This window comes from Shewanella submarina (genome assembly GCF_042646185.1).
Taxonomy (GTDB): Bacteria; Pseudomonadota; Gammaproteobacteria; order Enterobacterales; family Shewanellaceae; genus Shewanella; species Shewanella corallii.
Genome location: NZ_JBHRTD010000015.1, coordinates 308,338 through 325,490 on the forward strand (window position 1 = coordinate 308,338; position 17,153 = coordinate 325,490).

A 17,153-nucleotide genomic window follows, 5' to 3' on the forward strand; every position below is an offset into this window, starting at 1 on the left:
ATGTCCTTTATGAAAAAGCACCTTAAAACCCTGACCATCGCCCTTGGCTGCAGCGCCGGTGCCTTCTACCTGGGTTGGCAATCTCCCACCCTGATGGGGGATGTATTTGAGCAGCAACAGGTCGCCCAGCCCACACCCAGATTCTATCCGCTGGAGCGCTTTATCATTTCAGTGCCGGGCAAAGAGTATCAGCACTATGTGCTGCTGGAGCTGGCGCTTAAATCCTCCTCTGCCAATGCCAAACATCAACTGGCAGAAGCTGATCCACTGGTGCGCAACTCTTTGATGAAGATGTTCGCCGGTAAGCAGGTGGATGAGCTCAACAAGCCCAAAAATCTGGAGCAGCTGCAACAGGAAGCCAAAGATCTGCTGACCAATGTACTGAGTGCCAACAAGTTCGCCGTGAAGATTGACGACGTGCTCTTTACCCGACTGGTCATTCAATAGGAGGCGCTATGGTGAACGTGGAACAACTGGCCTATCAGGAACCCCAACAGCAATCAGCCAAGCGTCTGACCGAAGCTCAGCTGATGTCTCAGTATCTGCCTCTGGTAAAGCGCTGCGTCTCCTCTTTGCGCAGCCACTGCGGCCCCATGATGGAGCCGGAGGATATGGAGCAGATCGCCATGATGGCGTTGCTGGAAGCGGGACGACGCTACCCGGGGGATTATGACCCCGGCTTTATCTCCTTTGCCGGTCAGCGTATCCGCGGTGCCATTCTGGACGAACTCAGGCGTCAGGACTGGCGTCCCCGCCCGGTAAGGCAACAGGCCCACGAGCTCAACGACACGGTGCGCAGATTAACCCGGGAGCTGGCCCGCCCGCCCAAAGATAACGAAGTCGCCGATGCCCTGTCGCTGTCGGCCGAGGATTACCGCCAGCGGCTGTTCGCCATTCAGGCCGAGTCCATGGCCAGCCTGGATGACATGCTGGCCGGCGGTCAGGAGCCGGGTCAGGACGAAGGCGAAATCGACAGATTTCAGCGCCATAAAACCCTGGAAGCCGCTATCCGCAAATTAGCCAAAAGAGATCAGGTGATCCTGTCGCTTTATTATCAACATGAACTGAATTTAAAGGAGATCGCCGCCACCCTCGGCCTGACGGAAACCCGTATCTGCCAGCTGCACAAGGCGGCAGTGAAACAGCTGAATGGGCTGTATCAGGAGTGGCGCTGACTCAAACAGGTGACAGCAAATGAATAAACTTGTGGGATTGGTGGTCATTATCTTGTCTGTGTTCGGCGGCTACGTCTGGGCAGGCGGTCTGCTGGGTGCTCTGTGGCAACCCGCTGAAATTTTGATTATTTTCGGCGCAGGTATCGGTGCTCTGGTCATCGCCACACCCAAGCCAGTCCTGCTGGAGATGCTGACCCAGTGTCGCAATCTGTCCAAAGAGCAGGAAGACCCGGAGCTGTATCCGCAGCTGTTTGGCCTGATGAGCATGCTGATGACCCAGATCCAGTCCCAGGGTTTGAAGGTGCTGGACGCCCATATTGAAAACCCCAACGAAAGCTCACTGTTTTTAATGTATCCCACTGTGCTGGAGCACCCTCAGGTGCTGCAGTTCCTGATCGATAACCTCAGATTGCAATCCATAGGTAAGATCTCCGCCCATGATCTGGAGGTGATTCTGGAAGAAGAGATCCACCGCATCGAGCACGACGCTCTGCGTCCGTCAGAAGCTGTGGCCAAGATCGCCGAGGCTATGCCGGGATTCGGTATTCTGGCGGCGGTGATGGGCATTATTATCACCATGTCCAATATCGACGGTCCCATTACCCTGATTGGCGTTAAAGTGGCGGCCGCTCTGGTGGGAACCTTTATCGGTATCTTCGCCTGTTACTGCCTGTTCGACCCCCTGTCCAAAGCACTGGAACATCAGGTGGAGCGTGAAGTCACCCGGCTGCGTTGTATCTCCGCCATGCTGTCTACCTTCGCCAAGGGCAAACCGCCTATGCAGGCGATTGACGCTGGTCGTAAGCAGATCCAACTGGAAAACCGCCCCAGCTTTATTGAACTGGAGCAGATGCTGATGGAGCAACGCTTCTGATGGCTGTCTCCAACGATCCTGTCATTATCCGCAAGCGCCCCCGGGGCGGAAAGCATGCGGCGCACGGTGGTGCCTGGAAGGTGGCATTTGCCGACTTTACCCTGGCCATGATGGCGCTGTTTATGGTGCTCTGGATTATTCAGGTTGCCGATCAGAAAGAGCGGGAAATGGTGGTGCAATATATCAATGGTGACCTGTTTGCCGCCGGTGAAATGAACCCCTTTGATATCAGTAACAGTCCTTCACTGATCGACCTGCAGGGCAATATGCAGGTGCAGCCCGGCGCGATTCCCACCCACCACGCAGGTACCGACAGAGCCGGTGCCTCTATGCATGTCAGGGTGCCGGAAGGGGAAAAGCAGACCAAGGCCGGACTGGGCCCTGAGCTGAACTCGCTGGTGCCCGGAGAGTTCGCCACCCAGGCTCAGCTGGAGTTGCTGGCACGGGAGATCAATCAGGTCATTGAAGCGGCGCAGATGGGCTCCAATGTCGCCCTGCAGATACTGCCTCAGGGAATACGTATTCTGATCCACGACAGCGAACATCAAGCCATGTTCAAACTGGGGCAGGCACAGATGCAGCCCTATTTTGAAGACCTGCTGATGGCGCTGGCTCCCTTGCTGGGTCAGGTCAAAAACGGTCTGACGGTTTCAGGCCATACCGATGCCCTGCCCTATGTGGGCCGCAGCTATACCAACTGGGAGCTGTCGGCAGACAGAGCGTTAATCGCCCGCCAGACGCTGGAGTACAGTGGCGTACACCCAAATCAGCTGTTACAGGTCACAGGAATGGCAGCCAAAGTCCCGCTGATCCCTGAAGACCCTTATCATGCCAAAAATCGCAGAATTGAAATCATGGTGCTGACTCAGGATGCGGCCGGAAAACTGTCCCGCCTGCTGACCGGAGAGATGCTGCCACAGGCAAGGGAAGCCGCAGAAATGAATCAACCCAAAGCCAGGTACCCTGGCGCAGCCTCTGTATTGGAGCGCTGAGTGCAATGAAACAACACCGGGAAGATCCCCGCAGAGCTCACCCCAGAATCAGCCTGAGGTTGAGCACGGATTCAGATCTGCTGCTGGCCTGTGACGGCGTGACCGTCAGTTTGCACCATCCACAATGGTGGAAGCCGGGCCGTATCGGCATGGCCAATATCAAGGATATCAGCCGGGGAGGCGTTGGCCTTATCTCCAGTACCAGCCTGCACTCAGGCCAGGAGCTGAAGCTCAGAATGGACGACATCAGTTTACCAGTGGTGATTACCCATGGACGCAGGGTGCAGGGACCATTGAAGTTTTACGGTGCCAGTTATCGGCAGGTCAGTGATGAGTTGCTGTTGCAGGCCATGAAGTGGGTACGCGCCAAAAAACGTCAGTACCGTTTTCCAAGAGATAAAGGAATGAACAGTTTATTCATGGATGATGGGCGTTAACTATGTCTAGTGCGTTTAATCGAAAGGGCCCGGACGGGCCACAAAAGGTGTTTCTGTATCTGATTTTGCTGGGGTGGCTGATGCTGATCTGGCTGACACTCAACCTTCAGGGAATGAGTGCCAGATACGCGGTCATCAGCTCCGGTCTGTTGCTGGTTTATAACCTGCTGATGGTGGGAATTTGCTTCCGCAGAGCCCGCCGTACCGACGATGGATATCTTATCTATCCTGTGGTCGGCAGTGCCATTGGCAGCTATGTGCTGACCGCCTGGTACTTCTTTAGCTGATCCCAGGCTTCTAAGATTACACTGCCAGTTGCCGCTGTCGCTGAATGTAGGTAATAAAGTCCCCTTCAGCCAGCGGCTTACTGAACAGATAGCCCTGGAAGTAGTCACATCCCAACTGTTGCAGATACCTCAGCTGCTCCTTGGTCTCCACCCCTTCTGCCACCACTTCCAGTCCCAGTGAGTGGCCCATATCCACCACAGCTTTGACTATGGCGTCTGAGGCGCTGTCTTCCCCGATCTTCTGTACAAAAGAGGCGTCCACCTTAAGACGCGACAGCGGCAGTGACTGCAGATAGCTCAACGAGGAATAGCCGGTACCAAAGTCATCGATGGCAATATGCAGACCGTGTTCCTTCAACGCCGCCATACGTTCGCTGATAGCGTCGACATTATTCAGCAGGGCGTATTCGGTCACTTCCAGTTCCATCGCCGACGAGTCCACCTGAGTGCGCTCCAGCAGGTCAAACAACTGAGGGGCAAAGCCGGATTGATTAAACTGACGGGCACTGACGTTAACCGCAATCGCCGGCACATCCTGACCTGAGCTGCGCATCCGCACCACGAAGCGGCACACCTCTTCCAGTACCCAGTTGCCTATATCCAGAATCACACCTGAGTTCTCCGCCACTGGGATAAACTCAGCGGGTGAAATAAAGCCCCGCTCAGGGTGATACCAGCGCAACAGGGTTTCGGCACTGACCACCTCGCCTCTGGCATCCATAATCGGCTGAAACACCAAGCAAAACTGGTTTCTCTCTATGGCGTATCTCAGCTCATTGTGAAGCCACAGGCTGTCCATGGCGTTATGTTCCATCGCCTCGTTATAAACGCAGCAGTGGTTACGCCCTTCCTGCTTGGCCTGATACATGGCGATATCTGCCCACTTCAGCAAGTCTTCGGGGGAGTCAGGACGACTGTCCACCAGGCAAATTCCCACACTGGCGGAGATGGTCATGGGCTGACTGTCCAGCATAAAGGGGCGGGACATCAAACGGCGAATCCCGCCACCAAGGGCCAGCGCCCGATTGGTGGCCGTGTCGGCATCCTGACCAACACCGTAAGCCAGCACGGCAAACTCATCACCGCCCAGCCGGGCCACCAGCGCGTTATTGGCAAAATAGCCGGATAAGCGGTTTGCCACCTGCACCAACAGGCGATCACCGGCCTGATGCCCGAGGGCTTCGTTAATGGTTTTGAAGTTATCCAGATCCAGCACAAACAGGGCTGCAGTGCGGGTATGCTCATCTGCCTGTTGCAGATGCTGCTCCAACGTATCCATCACAGCGCTGCGGTTGGCCAGATGGGTCAGGGCATCATGATTGGCCTGGAACGCAATCGCTTCTTCATTGCGGATATTCTCAGACACATCTGTGTGGGAGCCGATAATCCGGGTCGGATTACCACGCATATCCCAGCTTACCTGCATAGCCCGGTCCAGCACCCACACATAGTGACCATCCTTGTGCTTGAGGCGATGCACATTCTCAAACTCGGGAATGGTACCGTCGATAAACTGGTTCAGCTCTTCCAGTACACGCTCTTTATCATCGGGATGCACCCGGGTAGTCCAGGCCTCAAAGTCAGACTCAAGCTCATCCGGACGATAGCCCAACATGCCCTTCCAGCGTTCAGACAGATACACCTGACCCGTCGCGATATTCCAGTCCCAGATACCGTTTTGCGAACCATCCACAGCAAACAGCCAGCGCTGCTCACTGTCGCTTAATCTTTCCTGCAGCTGTTTGCGCTGCTGTCGATACCAGTGCAGCTTTTTCTGAATAAGTTTGAACTCACGGGTGGCGTAGCCCTGTATCGGTCCATCTGATGCGATGGAGCCCAGCGGTCTGATCACTATCATGTAGAGCAAAACCAGAGCCAGTACGATAACCAACACCGCCAACATGGCGAGTACATAAAATCTCTGCTTAAGTCCCTGCTGCAGGGCTTTCAGTTCTGGTTTGATATCGTATTGAACAAACAGGAGAAACTGCCCTTGCCCATTATCGAAGCCAGATACGGGGAAATAACTTTGCAGTCGGTCGGAGGAGTCGTCGAAGCTGAAGATAGCTTCATTGTGCTTAAGTGCTTGCTGGTGCAGCCTGGGCCAGTAACCGGCAATCATCTCCCCGGCATTATTGCCTTCCCAGATAAGGTAGTTGGCGTAATCAATGTGCCCGGATGGACTGAGAACCAGAAAAGAGAGGAAATTAAGGTCGATGGTGATAAGAGAGAGTTCCTGGCGCACACGGCTGACATCCCCCTGCTTCAGGGCATTGCGCAACACATGGGACATTCGCTGAAGTTGCTGATTCAGCCTTGCCTGGGTGTCCTCTTTGGCCTGTGCGACCTGTTGCAAACCTTCATATCTGAAGCCGACGCCCAGGGTCACCCCGGCGATCAACACCAGCAATAAGGCAGCCAACAACATCAACGGCGGGCGGGAAAAAATACGCACCAAGTACCTTTAATTATTTGAATTTATATGCAATCAAAGCGACCGCCCAATGCTAACTGTTAACCCGGCCGAGCGCAAAAACAAACTGAGTTCAAATTATTACAACATGTAATTGTGATATACCCGAGAGGCGACTGCTGAGAATTTTCTGATAATCTAGGGTTATAACCCTAGCGACAAGCTGAATATTGGAGATTCAAGATTGGACGAGAGACTCAGGCACCAAATTGCTGAGTGGCTGACGGCCATAGGCATAGATGCACAACCCTCTGAAGGGATTCCCACCCTGGTACTGATTATTGCCAGTCTGGTGACTGCACTTATCGCCTACATCATAGTGCGCCGCGGGGTTATCCGTGCCATCAATGTGGTGATCAAGCGCTCCAAAGCCAGCTGGGATGACAGCTTTATGCACTTTAAAGTGCTTGAGAAGCTGGCACTGCTGGTACCGGCACTGGTTATCAACCTGCTAATCCCCATCGCGCTGTCTGAACACGCCCTGCTCTCCAGTGTGGTCGACCGACTGCTCAGCGTCGCCATCGTGGTGCTCATGATACGAGCGGCCTACGCCTCGCTCGATGCCGCCAACGAGATTGCCGATATCAATCTGGTCAGCCGCCGTATGCCAATCAAAAGCTTTGTGCAGCTGTGTAAGCTGTTCCTCTTCTTTGTGGGCATCATTCTGTGTATCTCGGTACTGGCCAACCAGTCCCCGGTTATTTTCCTCTCCAGTCTGGGTGTGGCAACCGGTTTGGTGATGTTGGTATTCCGCGACACCATTCTGGGTTTTGTAGCCGGTATCCAGCTTGCAGCCAACCGCATGGTGAGCCAGGGTGACTGGATCCAGATGGATAAGTATGGCGCCAACGGCTCCATTGAAGAGATCTCTCTGACCACAGTCAAAGTGCGTAACTGGGACAACACCTTAACTATGATCCCGGCTTACGCCCTGGTGCAGGACGCCTTTAAAAACTGGCGCGGCATGTCGGAATCCGGCGGCCGTCGCATCACCCGATCAGTCAATATTGATGTGGACTCAATCCGCTTTCTGACAATAGAAGACATCAACCGCCTGGAGCGCATTAACCTGCTGAAAGAGTATCTGGCGGGCATGAAGCAGCAGCTGACCGAATATAACCAGAGTATCGAGTCCGGTGATGATCCGGTGAATGGGCGCTACCTTACCAATGTGGGTACCTTCCGCGCTTATATGAAGGAGTACCTGCTTAAAAGTGAGCATACCCGCAAGGATATGACCATGTTGGTACGCCAGCTGGAACCCGGCCCTACCGGCTTACCTATCCAGATATATGTGTTTACCAATGATACCCGCTGGGGCTTCTACGAAGACATTCAGGCAGATCTGTTCGACCATGTGTTTGCGATTCTGCCCGAGTTCGGCCTGAGACCATTCCAGAACCCAACCGGGGAAGATATGCGCAATATCAACACCCAGTTACTGCGCCGCAGGAGCACGCAGCCTACTGCGCCAACCCAGCAGTAGCGCTCAGCCAATATGAGAACACCGAGACCCCGGCGCCAGCCGGGGTCTTTTTTAAAGCAATTGGCCACGAAGCACTCACTTCGTTCGCTACACGAAGAACACCAAGTAAGAGCGAAGAGAGAACCCGACCAGGCTTTTCTTCGTGTCCTTTGTGTCCTTCGTGGTTAGCAGCTCTTCAGCTTTTTAAAAGCAATTGGCCACGAAGCACTCACTGCGTTCGCTGCACGAAGAACACGAAGTAAGAGCGAAGAGAAAACTTGCCCAGGCTTTTCTTCGTGTCCTTTTTGTCCTTCGTGGTTCGCAGCTTTCGAGTTTTAGTCTTTCGCCACAACCATTCGACAAAAACAAAAGAGCCTGACTCATCAGGAGTCAGGCTCTTTATGGTTTTAACTATGACCGCAGTTGCTGCTTAGAAGCTTGGCATCAGGCCAGCAGGAAGGAAGCGGTTGTAAGAAGCGCCGCACAGCAGGTGAGTGGCGTTCTCAATGTCAGGACCAAAGTATCTGTCCTTGTCATAGTAGGCCACGAGTTCGCGCAGCTCTGCCTTCGCTTCGGCCACCGCATCAGCAGGCTTGAGCGGTGCACGGAAATCCAGACCCTGAGCCGCCGCCAGCAACTCCACTGCCAGCACACCACGGGTGTTCTCAGCCATATCCCGCAGACGACGGGCGGCAAAGGTCGCCATGGAGACATGGTCTTCCTGGTTGGCAGAGGTTGGCAGACTGTCTACTGATGCCGGGTGGGCAAAGGTCTTGTTTTCAGACGCCAGCGCCGCCGCAGTGACCTGGGCAATCATAAAGCCTGAGTTCACGCCGCCGTTTTCCACCAGGAAAGGGGGCAGTTTGGACAGGTTGGAGTCGATAAGCAAAGCAATACGGCGCTCGGCAATGGCACCCAGCTCAGCAATAGCAATCGCCAGATTATCCGCCGCCATGGCCACAGGCTCTGCGTGGAAGTTACCGCCGGAAATAATGTCACCATTGTCGGTAAACACCAGCGGGTTATCGGTCACGCCGTTTGCTTCAACTTCAAGCACTTCGGCAGCGTGGCGAATTTGGGTCAGACAGGCACCCATCACCTGGGGCTGACAGCGCAGTGAGTAAGGGTCCTGCACCTTTTCGCAATCCACGTGAGCCAGGCTGATCTCAGACTCTTCACCCAGCAGGTGACGGAATACCGCAGCTGAATCTATCTGGCCTTTCTGACCGCGCACTTCATGAATACGTGGGTCGAACGGGCTGCGACTGCCCATGGCGGCTTCAACGCTCATGGCGCCAATGACGCTGCCAGCGGCAAACAGATCTTCAGCGTGGAACAGACCTTCCAGCGCCAGTGCAGTGGATGCCTGAGTACCATTCAGCAGTGCCAGACCTTCCTTGGCAGCCAGCTCAAGCGGCTCAAGACCGGCAATCTCCAGACCCTCTTTGGCTGACAGGATCTGCCCCTTGTAGCTCATTTCACCTTCGCCCAGCAGCGGCAGGCACATGTGAGACAGCGGCGCCAGATCACCGGAAGCGCCCACGGAACCTTTTTCTGGTACACAGGGGTAAACTTCGGCATTCAGCAGGCTCATCAGAAACTCAATCACCTGCAGGCGAATACCCGAAAAACCGCGGGACAGGGAGTTAATCTTCAGCACCATCATCAGACGCACTGTGGCGTCCTGCATATACTGGCCGGTACCGGCGGCATGGGACAGCACAATGGAGCGCTGCAGCAACTGCAGATCTTCCGGCGCAATCTTGGTGTTGGCCAGCAAACCAAAGCCTGTGTTAATGCCGTAAACCGTGCGGCCTTCATCCAGTACCTGCTGCACTGTGGCAGCACTCTTGTGAATACCTTCCAGCGCGGCATCTGCCAGCGAAACCTTCACCGCATGGCGGCTGATATGACGCAGCTGAGACAGGGTCAGCTTACCCGGGTGGATAACAATATGTTCCATCAATGACTTCTCCGGCAACGTCGGGCAGGTCGAGCCTGTGACCCGGCGTTGCGCTTAATTATTCTTAGTAGAATGAGTAGCAAAACCGTGCGATTAATCTTCCAGCATGGGCAGGTCCAGGCCCTGCTCTTTGGCGCAGTTTTTAGCTATGTCGTAGCCCGCATCGGCATGGCGCATTACGCCGGTGGCTGGGTCATTCCACAGCACGCGACCCACCCGCTTGGCTGCGGCATCTGAGCCGTCACAGCAGATCACCACACCAGAGTGCTGACTAAAGCCCATGCCCACACCACCACCATGGTGCAGAGATACCCAGGTCGCACCACCGGCAGTGTTCAGCAGCGCATTCAGCAGCGGCCAGTCAGATACGGCATCTGAACCATCCATCATGGATTCGGTTTCACGGTTGGGGCTGGCAACAGAGCCGGAATCCAGGTGGTCGCGACCAATCACTACCGGGGCGCTCAGTTCGCCGTTTTTCACCATTTCGTTAAAGGCCAGCGCCAGACGGGCTCTGTCTTTCAGGCCAACCCAACAGATACGGGCAGGCAGCCCCTGGAAGGCGATACGCTCGCGGGCCATATCCAGCCAGTTGTGCAGGTGTGGGTCATCGGGGATCAGCTCTTTCACCTTCTGATCTGTCTTGTAGATATCTTCCGGGTCACCGGACAGGGCAGCCCAGCGGAAAGGACCAATACCTTCACAGAACAGAGGACGGATATAGGCAGGTACAAAGCCGGGGAAGTCGAAGGCATTTTCCACGCCCACTTCCAGAGCCATCTGGCGGATGTTGTTACCATAGTCCAGGGTCGCTGCACCGCGCTCCTGCAGGGCCAGCATCGCCTTAACCTGCACCGCCATAGACTCTTTGGCCGCCTTAACCACAGCCGCTTCATCTTTGGCGCGCATCTCTTTGGCCTGCTCCATAGTCCAACCCTGTGGCAGGTAGCCGTTCAGCGGGTCATGGGCAGAGGTCTGGTCGGTCACCACATCCGGGGTAATGCCACGCTCTACCAGCTCGGCAAACACATCGGCCGCATTGGCCAGCAGGCCAACAGACACAGGCTTGCCTTCAGCATCGGCGGCTTTCACCATCTCCAGCGCTTCATCCAGGGTGTGGGCTTTCTTGTCTACATAACGGGTGCGCAGACGGAAATCGATACGGGTTTCATCCACTTCACAGGCGATCACAGAGAAACCGGCCATGGTACCGGCCAGCGGCTGTGCACCGCCCATACCGCCCAGACCACCTGTCAGAATCCAGCGACCTTTGGCTACGCCGTCAAAGTGTTGCTTGGCGACAGCCACAAAGGTTTCATAGGTGCCCTGCACAATGCCCTGAGTACCAATGTAGATCCAGCTGCCTGCGGTCATCTGGCCGTACATGGCCAGGCCCTGCTTATCCAGCTCGTTAAAGTGTTCCCAGTTGGCCCAGTGTGGTACCAGGTTGGAGTTGGCGATCAGCACACGAGGCGCATCAGCATGGGTTTTGAACACGCCCACCGGCTTACCGGATTGCACCAGCAGGGTCTCGTCATCTTCCAGACGCTGCAGTACTTCAATAATCTTGTCGTAGCACTGCCAGTCACGGGCAGCGCGGCCGATACCACCGTACACCACCAGGTCTTCAGGGCGCTCGGCCACATCCGGGTGCAGGTTGTTCATCAACATGCGCATGGCGGCTTCGGTCAACCAGCTCTTACAGGTGATTTCAGAGCCATGGGGCGCAATGATCTTGCGGGTCGGGTCGTGTCTCTTATCCATCTTATGTTCCTTGTTGTGGGTTCTCCTGCGCCTGTCTTCGCAGGCTGGGTTTCCAGAGAATCCCTTTGTTGTATTGCTGAATTTTTACCGTGTTACTGGTCGTTTTACTTGTATAACTACTTGTATAACTTTGGCTTGCAAACGCTTGCCACGGGCCTATTTGAAGGTCAGGTGACCGCCTACCCGGAAGCGACTGCCCGGATGTACCAAACGGGCAAAACTCACCACACCATGGCGTGACCAGGTGCGGCGTAAAATCTGTAAACAGGGCTCATTGGCTTTCAGGTGCAACTGCTCTTTCAGCTGCTGACCGGCTGGAATAGCCTCAATAATGTGACGGGCTTCAGTCAGAGGGGCGACAGTCGACAGGTATTCATGGGGAGTGATCTGACTGAAATCCTGACTCAGATAATCGGGGATCAGCTTGGGATTGATAAAGCGCTCCTCCAGTTGCAGCGGGGTGCCCTGTTCGCAGTGCAGCAACACAGAGCGATATACCTTATCGCCCTCTTCCAATCCCAGCGCAATGGCGATGGGGGCAATGGCATCTATCTCTTCCAGATCCAGCTGCTCAACACTGTAACCATGGCCACGCTCTTTAATCTCATCGGCGATATTACGAATGGCCAACATGGAGGATTGGGACTTCAGTGACGCCACAAAGGTGCCCAGCCCCTGCGAGCGTTCCAGCACCCCGGCCTCAACCAGTTCGGTCAGGGCACGACGAGCCGTCATGCGGCTGCAGTTAAACTGCTCAGCCAACTGATTCTCAGAAGGTACCTGAGCATTTTCCTGCCATTCTCCCGCTTCAATCCTGCCGGTGATATGCTGTTTGATAAGCGTGAACTTTGCTGTGGCCATGACCTGTTCCTTTCGTCCGGTTACCCTAAGTTCGAATACCTAAGTTCGGCTGCTTGTTTCAATCTGACTGAAAAAGCGGCTACAATCGTAGCTTGTATATACAAGTAAATACAAGTGCGTTTACATTATTCACTATAGAGCAACACGGAGTGGAACGGATGATGGACTGGGACCAGGTTTGGATTGATCTTAATATCGCCACAATGAACCCCGACAATTCAGAGCCTTACGGTGCTATCCGCGATGGCGTTATCGCCATTAAGAACGACAGAATTGTGTGGATGGGCAGTCGCGCCGACCTGCCGGAATTCGATGTTATGGCAACCCCGGTTTACAGAGGCAATGGCGGCTGGGTCACCCCGGGCCTGATTGATGCCCACACTCATCTTATCTTCGGCGGCAACCGCGCCAATGAATTTGAAATGCGCCTTAATGGCGCCAGCTACGAAGAGATAGCCCGCGCCGGCGGCGGCATTCTTTCCACAGTAAAAGCCACCCGTGAAGCCACCGAAGGTGAGCTGTTTGAGCTTGGTCGCAAGCGTTTGAATGCACTGGCCAAAGAAGGGGTCACCACGGTTGAAATCAAGTCCGGCTACGGCCTGGATAAAGACACAGAGCTCAAGATGCTGCGGGTTGCCCGTGAGCTGGGCAAACACCACCATGTGGATGTCAAAACCACCTTCCTGGGTGCCCACGCCGTACCGCCTGAGTACAAAGACAGAGCCAATGATTACGTGGACTTGGTGGTCAAAGAGATGATCCCCGCCGTGCTGGAAGAGAACCTGGCCGACGCCGTGGATGTATTCTGCGAGAACATTGCCTTCGACCTGCCACAAACCCAAAAGGTACTGGCCACCGCCAAAGCCCGCGGTTTGGATATCAAGCTGCACGCCGAGCAACTGTCCAATATGGGCGGCTCGGCACTGGCAGCCAATCTGGGCGCCAAGTCAGTGGATCATATCGAGTATCTGGATGAAGAAGGGGTTAAAGCCATCGCCGCCAGCGGCACCTGCGCCACCCTGCTGCCCGGCGCATTTTACTTCCTGCGGGAAACCAAGCTGCCTCCAATCGACCTGCTGCGTCAGTACCAGGTACCCATGGTCATCGCCAGCGACTACAACCCCGGCTCCTCACCAATCTGCTCTACCCTGTTGATGCTCAACATGGGCTGCACCCTGTTCCGCCTGACACCCGAAGAGGTACTGGCAGGTGTGACCCGCAACGCCGCCAAAGCACTGGGTATCGAGTCCAAAGTCGGTGTATTGGATGTCGGCATGCAGGCCGACTTCTGCCTGTGGGATATTTCCAGTCCGGCAGAGCTGGCGTATTCCTATGGACGCAATCCGCTTGTTCATGTAGTTAAGGGTGGGAAACTCATACATCAATGATTTAGATGGGGCTAGCCAAATTTCATTTGGCTTTTGATTGGGTAGCCAAGCTGCGCTTGGCAGAACCTCGTGGGCTTCCAGCCCACACCCGGGTCAGGGGTGTTGCTTGTCCAGCACCCCTAACAACCCCAAGGACACCCCAACCGAAGTTGTTATCCATCGTGCATTGCACGCAATTGACGTGACCAGCGTCGATTCACCATCCCTGGCTCAGCGACGCTTATGCCATCATCCATGATGGCATCCACTATTGCATCCAATCCCCTCCAGCAACTTCGGACGGGGACTGGTGTAATCGTCAGTTACCGCGTAGATCACTTTAGGCATTAGTCACGCCTGACTAAGGTGCTGATAACGTATTAAGACAAAACTCAAACACAGCAACTACAGCCTTCCATGATGCGTTTATTATTTATCTAACTCGATTTCTAAATTTTTATTTAAGCGGATACTATATAACTTAAGTATATCGATAGCAGTCTTCTTGCCGGACGTAACTAACAAGTCACAAGTAATTGAAACCTGCTTTTTTGCGTGCTCAGCTTTCAAAGTTTCATATAACTCTGAATCAGTCTCGATGTAACAAGTGAAGTCCTTTCCATCCATATTCAACTTTAAGTATACGCGCCCCTTTTCATCATCAATAGGCCAACTATACTTTTCAATATATGCAGGCAAATCGACGTACTTTTTACTTCGACTATTACTTAATAACTTTTCAATTCTCTCTATCTTTTGCCTATCTGAATAGTTGAACTCGATCTTATTGGGGACGTTGTCCGGTAACTCTTCCGTAAAAGACCAATCAAAATTAAACTCTAGCCTATCTGAATTATTCGAGAACAAACCTAAAAAATTAGAGCAAAATGTGCTGTCAATTCCAGAACAAAGTAACTTAGATGGATAATTTATATCATTTGAATTAATTTTCTTAGAGACTCTAGCTAATGCAATAGCCAAGTTAGCATTAATATACCGACTTAATGAAAAGTTCTGTTCAAAGGAGGCTTCACCATGGCTATCAGATTCACCCTGCAGCTGTAATTCAACTTTATAAATGAATGAACCAGCCTGAGGTGCTAACATATTTACACCCGCAAGATAGTCATTTACAGCCTTTCGTTTACCTTTAGTTTTAATACTTCGGTTTGCTGCAGACTTTATTATTCCATACAAACCATTCAGTGCATCTAACCCCTCCGAGAAGTTGATGCTACCATGTAGTATTCGTTCACCTGAAGAACGCACTTGTAAAAAGTCACTATATCTATTTAACAACCTAAACCTGAAACTATCAACATCAAAGTCTCGTTTGTCTGCTAACTTTTCAATAACTTCATTTAATAATAATTCGGACTGTTCATGGTCTACCAACTTTTCATCTGGCAGCATTAATTCAAGGTCAAACTCTTTGTCATACCAAACACTAAACCTGTTTGGGATGTTTACTTTCTCAACAATTCCAGTCATTACGAAAAATTGCTTTAGGGAGAAAAAAATAGCTTTGTTATCACTCACTTGCTCTCTCCTTAAGGTTTTCTATCATTTGACCATTGCTAGCTGACTCCATCATCCTCATTAGCGCTTTACTGTCGAAGCGTTGTTCGAGAGGGATTCTAACAACGCGAGAACCAGCTGAAATTGGGTCATGTCCGTAAAGGCTATACCAGTAAGATGCGTATTTTATTGTTGTTCCGTCTTCATGTTCATCTAACCATTCACCAAACGTTGGTGGAGCGTGATGTACAACCAAAATTAATGGAATCGGTGAAGGTTTCACTAAATAGTTATAATTTTTCTTTTCCAGTTGATATACGAGTTCATTATTCTCATAGTCTATACAACCATCACGTGAAGTACACTTCAACTGTACTTCTAACTTTGGCTCTTCAAAGTATCCACAGAACCCTTTACCTCTGATCGTAATATCAATCCCATCATTATCAATCTTTGGTTCATTATGGTTTAAGCCCGTAGCAGCCAATAAAGCTTGCACATAGGCAAGGCTTAAAGACTCTTTTGAATGAGACAATGCAGTTCCCCCTGCACCCCTTACAGCTTTAGCACTCAAAACTCAGCCTATCCTCTGCTATTTTTGCATTGAAATGTAGCTATTTTCAGACAAAAACCCATGCTTAACATCAACCAAAAAAACCTAACATTTTAATAACTAGACAGCCTGTTTATAGACTCTCGTTCCCCACGAAACTAGTCTGTTTCAATCGTCAATTCACCCACCAGAAATTTAGAATTTATCACTCTACGGACAAAGCGAGATATTTGGCTATCTTATTAAGCCGTCCATGCTTATTGGATAAGACGTTACCAGCAATACGCTGATAAATCGACACTTTTTAGCTTTTAAACTGAACAGTTTGAATAGATTGGGAGCTATAACGGGAACCAGTCCTGTTATCATCGTTACAACAGAGTATCTAGTTGTTGAAAGTGGAGTTGGGCAACTCTCAGTTGGGGGACATCACTTCCCATCGGTGCCGCCGAAGAATGTTGATGAAAATCGCGTGGCTATACCGTCTGGAATGGCAAGGGAGATTCAAAGGGCGAATGCTTGCTGGTAGCAAGCGCGCTTATGAGCGCGAACCAAGTATGGTGAGCTGGCCGTTAAATAGGGATGTTGTTCGAAGCCGTCTAGTCCCCTTTGCCCGGGTGTAGGCTGGGCGAGTGTTTGCCTAGGGCAAACATGCTTACGAGCGAGAGCCATGGAAGGCGAACTGGCCGTTGTACATGGAAGTATTTGCCCGCGATCTTCTGGTCGCTGAAAGCGACCTCATTTGTGCCCGATTAGGGCAAAAACCTCATCAAATCAGACCGTGGAAACCATGGGCTGAACTCATATATCATCGTTCCAACGATACCCTTCAATAAAGCTGCTTCCTTCAGCAATAAGGATTAAAAATGGCACATCCTACTTGGCAACTCGACCTGAAAACTTCAGGTGCACTGATTTTGACCCCATGCCCGGGTACCAAAGGCGTGGATCTGCAAACCTCACTTGAGCAGCTCAAAGCCATGGGCGTTGAAGCGATAGTGACAGCGCTGAGTGATGGCGAACTGGCAGCGCACAATGTCGCTGCGCTGGGCGACAAAACCCGCGAGCTGGGTATGCAGTGGTTCCAGATTGAGATTGAAGATGACAAAGCACCTGGAACCGAGTTTGCTGCCAAGTGGCAGGCGGCCAGTCCTGCGTTGCATGCAATTGTCGATAAAGGCGGTAAAGTGGCTATGCATTGCCTGGGCGGCTCAGGTCGTACCGGTTTATTGGCTGCACATTTGCTGCTGGAGAAAGACTGGCAGTTGGATGAGATTATGCCGGCGGTGCAGGCTCTGCGTCCGGGTGCTTTTACCAAGCCAATTCAGGTGGAATATATCAAGGCGGTCGCTGCGACCACCTCAGCGACTTGATGCTGATATCTTTTGCTTCGACGATACATAGTCCCACCTTACAAGCTAGAC

15 protein-coding genes are annotated in these 17,153 nt (G+C 52.6%); 9 read left to right on the forward strand and 6 right to left on the reverse strand.

Annotated elements, in window-relative coordinates:
- The 6 genes from ACFOE0_RS13240 to ACFOE0_RS13265 are packed head-to-tail and all read left to right on the forward strand — an operon-like array spanning position 1 to position 3,765.
- A complete protein-coding gene (locus ACFOE0_RS13240) occupies positions 1–447 on the forward strand; it encodes a flagellar basal body-associated FliL family protein (protein ID WP_248936776.1) in 447 nt (148 codons plus the stop codon).
- An 8-nt stretch (positions 448–455) separates the two neighbouring features.
- Positions 456–1,175 carry an RNA polymerase sigma factor FliA gene (locus ACFOE0_RS13245; protein ID WP_248936775.1) on the forward strand — a complete coding sequence of 240 codons (720 nt, stop codon included), beginning with the start codon at positions 456–458 and terminating at the stop codon, positions 1,173–1,175.
- 19 nt (positions 1,176–1,194) lie between these two features.
- Positions 1,195–2,049, forward strand: coding sequence for a flagellar motor stator protein MotA (gene motA / locus ACFOE0_RS13250; protein WP_248936774.1), 855 nt, complete (start codon positions 1,195–1,197; stop codon positions 2,047–2,049).
- A complete protein-coding gene (locus tag ACFOE0_RS13255; protein WP_248936773.1) occupies positions 2,049–3,041 on the forward strand; it encodes a flagellar motor protein MotB in 993 nt (330 codons plus the stop codon). The genes motA and ACFOE0_RS13255 overlap by 1 nt, the downstream gene beginning before the upstream one ends.
- 5 nt (positions 3,042–3,046) lie before the next feature.
- Positions 3,047–3,478, forward strand: coding sequence for a PilZ domain-containing protein (locus ACFOE0_RS13260; protein ID WP_248936772.1), 432 nt, complete (start codon positions 3,047–3,049; stop codon positions 3,476–3,478).
- Between the two features lie 2 nt (positions 3,479–3,480).
- Positions 3,481–3,765: a hypothetical protein gene (locus tag ACFOE0_RS13265; RefSeq protein ID WP_248936771.1), complete on the forward strand. Its 285-nt coding sequence runs from the start codon at positions 3,481–3,483 to the stop codon at positions 3,763–3,765.
- A 16-nt stretch (positions 3,766–3,781) separates the two neighbouring features.
- On the opposite strand, the gene ACFOE0_RS13270 is transcribed toward ACFOE0_RS13265, so the two are convergent.
- Complete coding sequence (locus ACFOE0_RS13270; protein ID WP_248936770.1) at positions 3,782–6,220, reverse strand: putative bifunctional diguanylate cyclase/phosphodiesterase; 2,439 nt, start codon at positions 6,218–6,220, stop codon at positions 3,782–3,784.
- A gap of 202 nt (positions 6,221–6,422) precedes the next feature.
- Between ACFOE0_RS13270 and ACFOE0_RS13275 the strand changes: the two genes are divergently transcribed.
- Positions 6,423–7,724 carry a mechanosensitive ion channel family protein gene (locus ACFOE0_RS13275; protein ID WP_248936769.1) on the forward strand — a complete coding sequence of 434 codons (1,302 nt, stop codon included), beginning with the start codon at positions 6,423–6,425 and terminating at the stop codon, positions 7,722–7,724.
- Positions 7,725–8,133: 409 nt separating this feature from the next.
- Here the strand turns inward: ACFOE0_RS13275 and hutH are convergent, their stop codons facing one another.
- The 3 genes from hutH to hutC form a co-directional block, all read right to left on the reverse strand.
- Entirely contained in the window at positions 8,134–9,666 is a 1,533-nt protein-coding gene (gene hutH, locus ACFOE0_RS13280; protein ID WP_248936768.1) for a histidine ammonia-lyase, read from the reverse strand.
- A 93-nt stretch (positions 9,667–9,759) separates the two neighbouring features.
- Positions 9,760–11,430 carry a urocanate hydratase gene (gene hutU / locus ACFOE0_RS13285; protein ID WP_115136612.1) on the reverse strand — a complete coding sequence of 557 codons (1,671 nt, stop codon included), beginning with the start codon at positions 11,428–11,430 and terminating at the stop codon, positions 9,760–9,762.
- A gap of 156 nt (positions 11,431–11,586) precedes the next feature.
- Positions 11,587–12,291: a histidine utilization repressor gene (gene hutC / locus ACFOE0_RS13290; protein ID WP_248936767.1), complete on the reverse strand. Its 705-nt coding sequence runs from the start codon at positions 12,289–12,291 to the stop codon at positions 11,587–11,589.
- Positions 12,292–12,452: 161 nt separating this feature from the next.
- Here hutC and hutI point away from each other — a divergent pair, with 161 nt between their 5' ends.
- Positions 12,453–13,679 carry an imidazolonepropionase gene (hutI, locus tag ACFOE0_RS13295; RefSeq protein ID WP_248937025.1) on the forward strand — a complete coding sequence of 409 codons (1,227 nt, stop codon included), beginning with the start codon at positions 12,453–12,455 and terminating at the stop codon, positions 13,677–13,679.
- Between the two features lie 408 nt (positions 13,680–14,087).
- On the opposite strand, the gene ACFOE0_RS13300 is transcribed toward hutI, so the two are convergent.
- Together ACFOE0_RS13300 and ACFOE0_RS13305 are read right to left on the reverse strand one after the other, a co-directional pair.
- Positions 14,088–15,197, reverse strand: coding sequence for a hypothetical protein (locus tag ACFOE0_RS13300; RefSeq protein ID WP_248936766.1), 1,110 nt, complete (start codon positions 15,195–15,197; stop codon positions 14,088–14,090).
- Positions 15,190–15,750: a DUF4365 domain-containing protein gene (locus ACFOE0_RS13305; protein ID WP_248936765.1), complete on the reverse strand. Its 561-nt coding sequence runs from the start codon at positions 15,748–15,750 to the stop codon at positions 15,190–15,192. The genes ACFOE0_RS13300 and ACFOE0_RS13305 overlap by 8 nt, the downstream gene beginning before the upstream one ends.
- An 845-nt stretch (positions 15,751–16,595) precedes the next feature.
- Between ACFOE0_RS13305 and ACFOE0_RS13310 the strand changes: the two genes are divergently transcribed.
- Positions 16,596–17,102 carry a cyclin-dependent kinase inhibitor 3 family protein gene (locus ACFOE0_RS13310; protein ID WP_248936764.1) on the forward strand — a complete coding sequence of 169 codons (507 nt, stop codon included), beginning with the start codon at positions 16,596–16,598 and terminating at the stop codon, positions 17,100–17,102.
- The last annotated feature ends 51 nt before the right edge of the window (positions 17,103–17,153 follow it).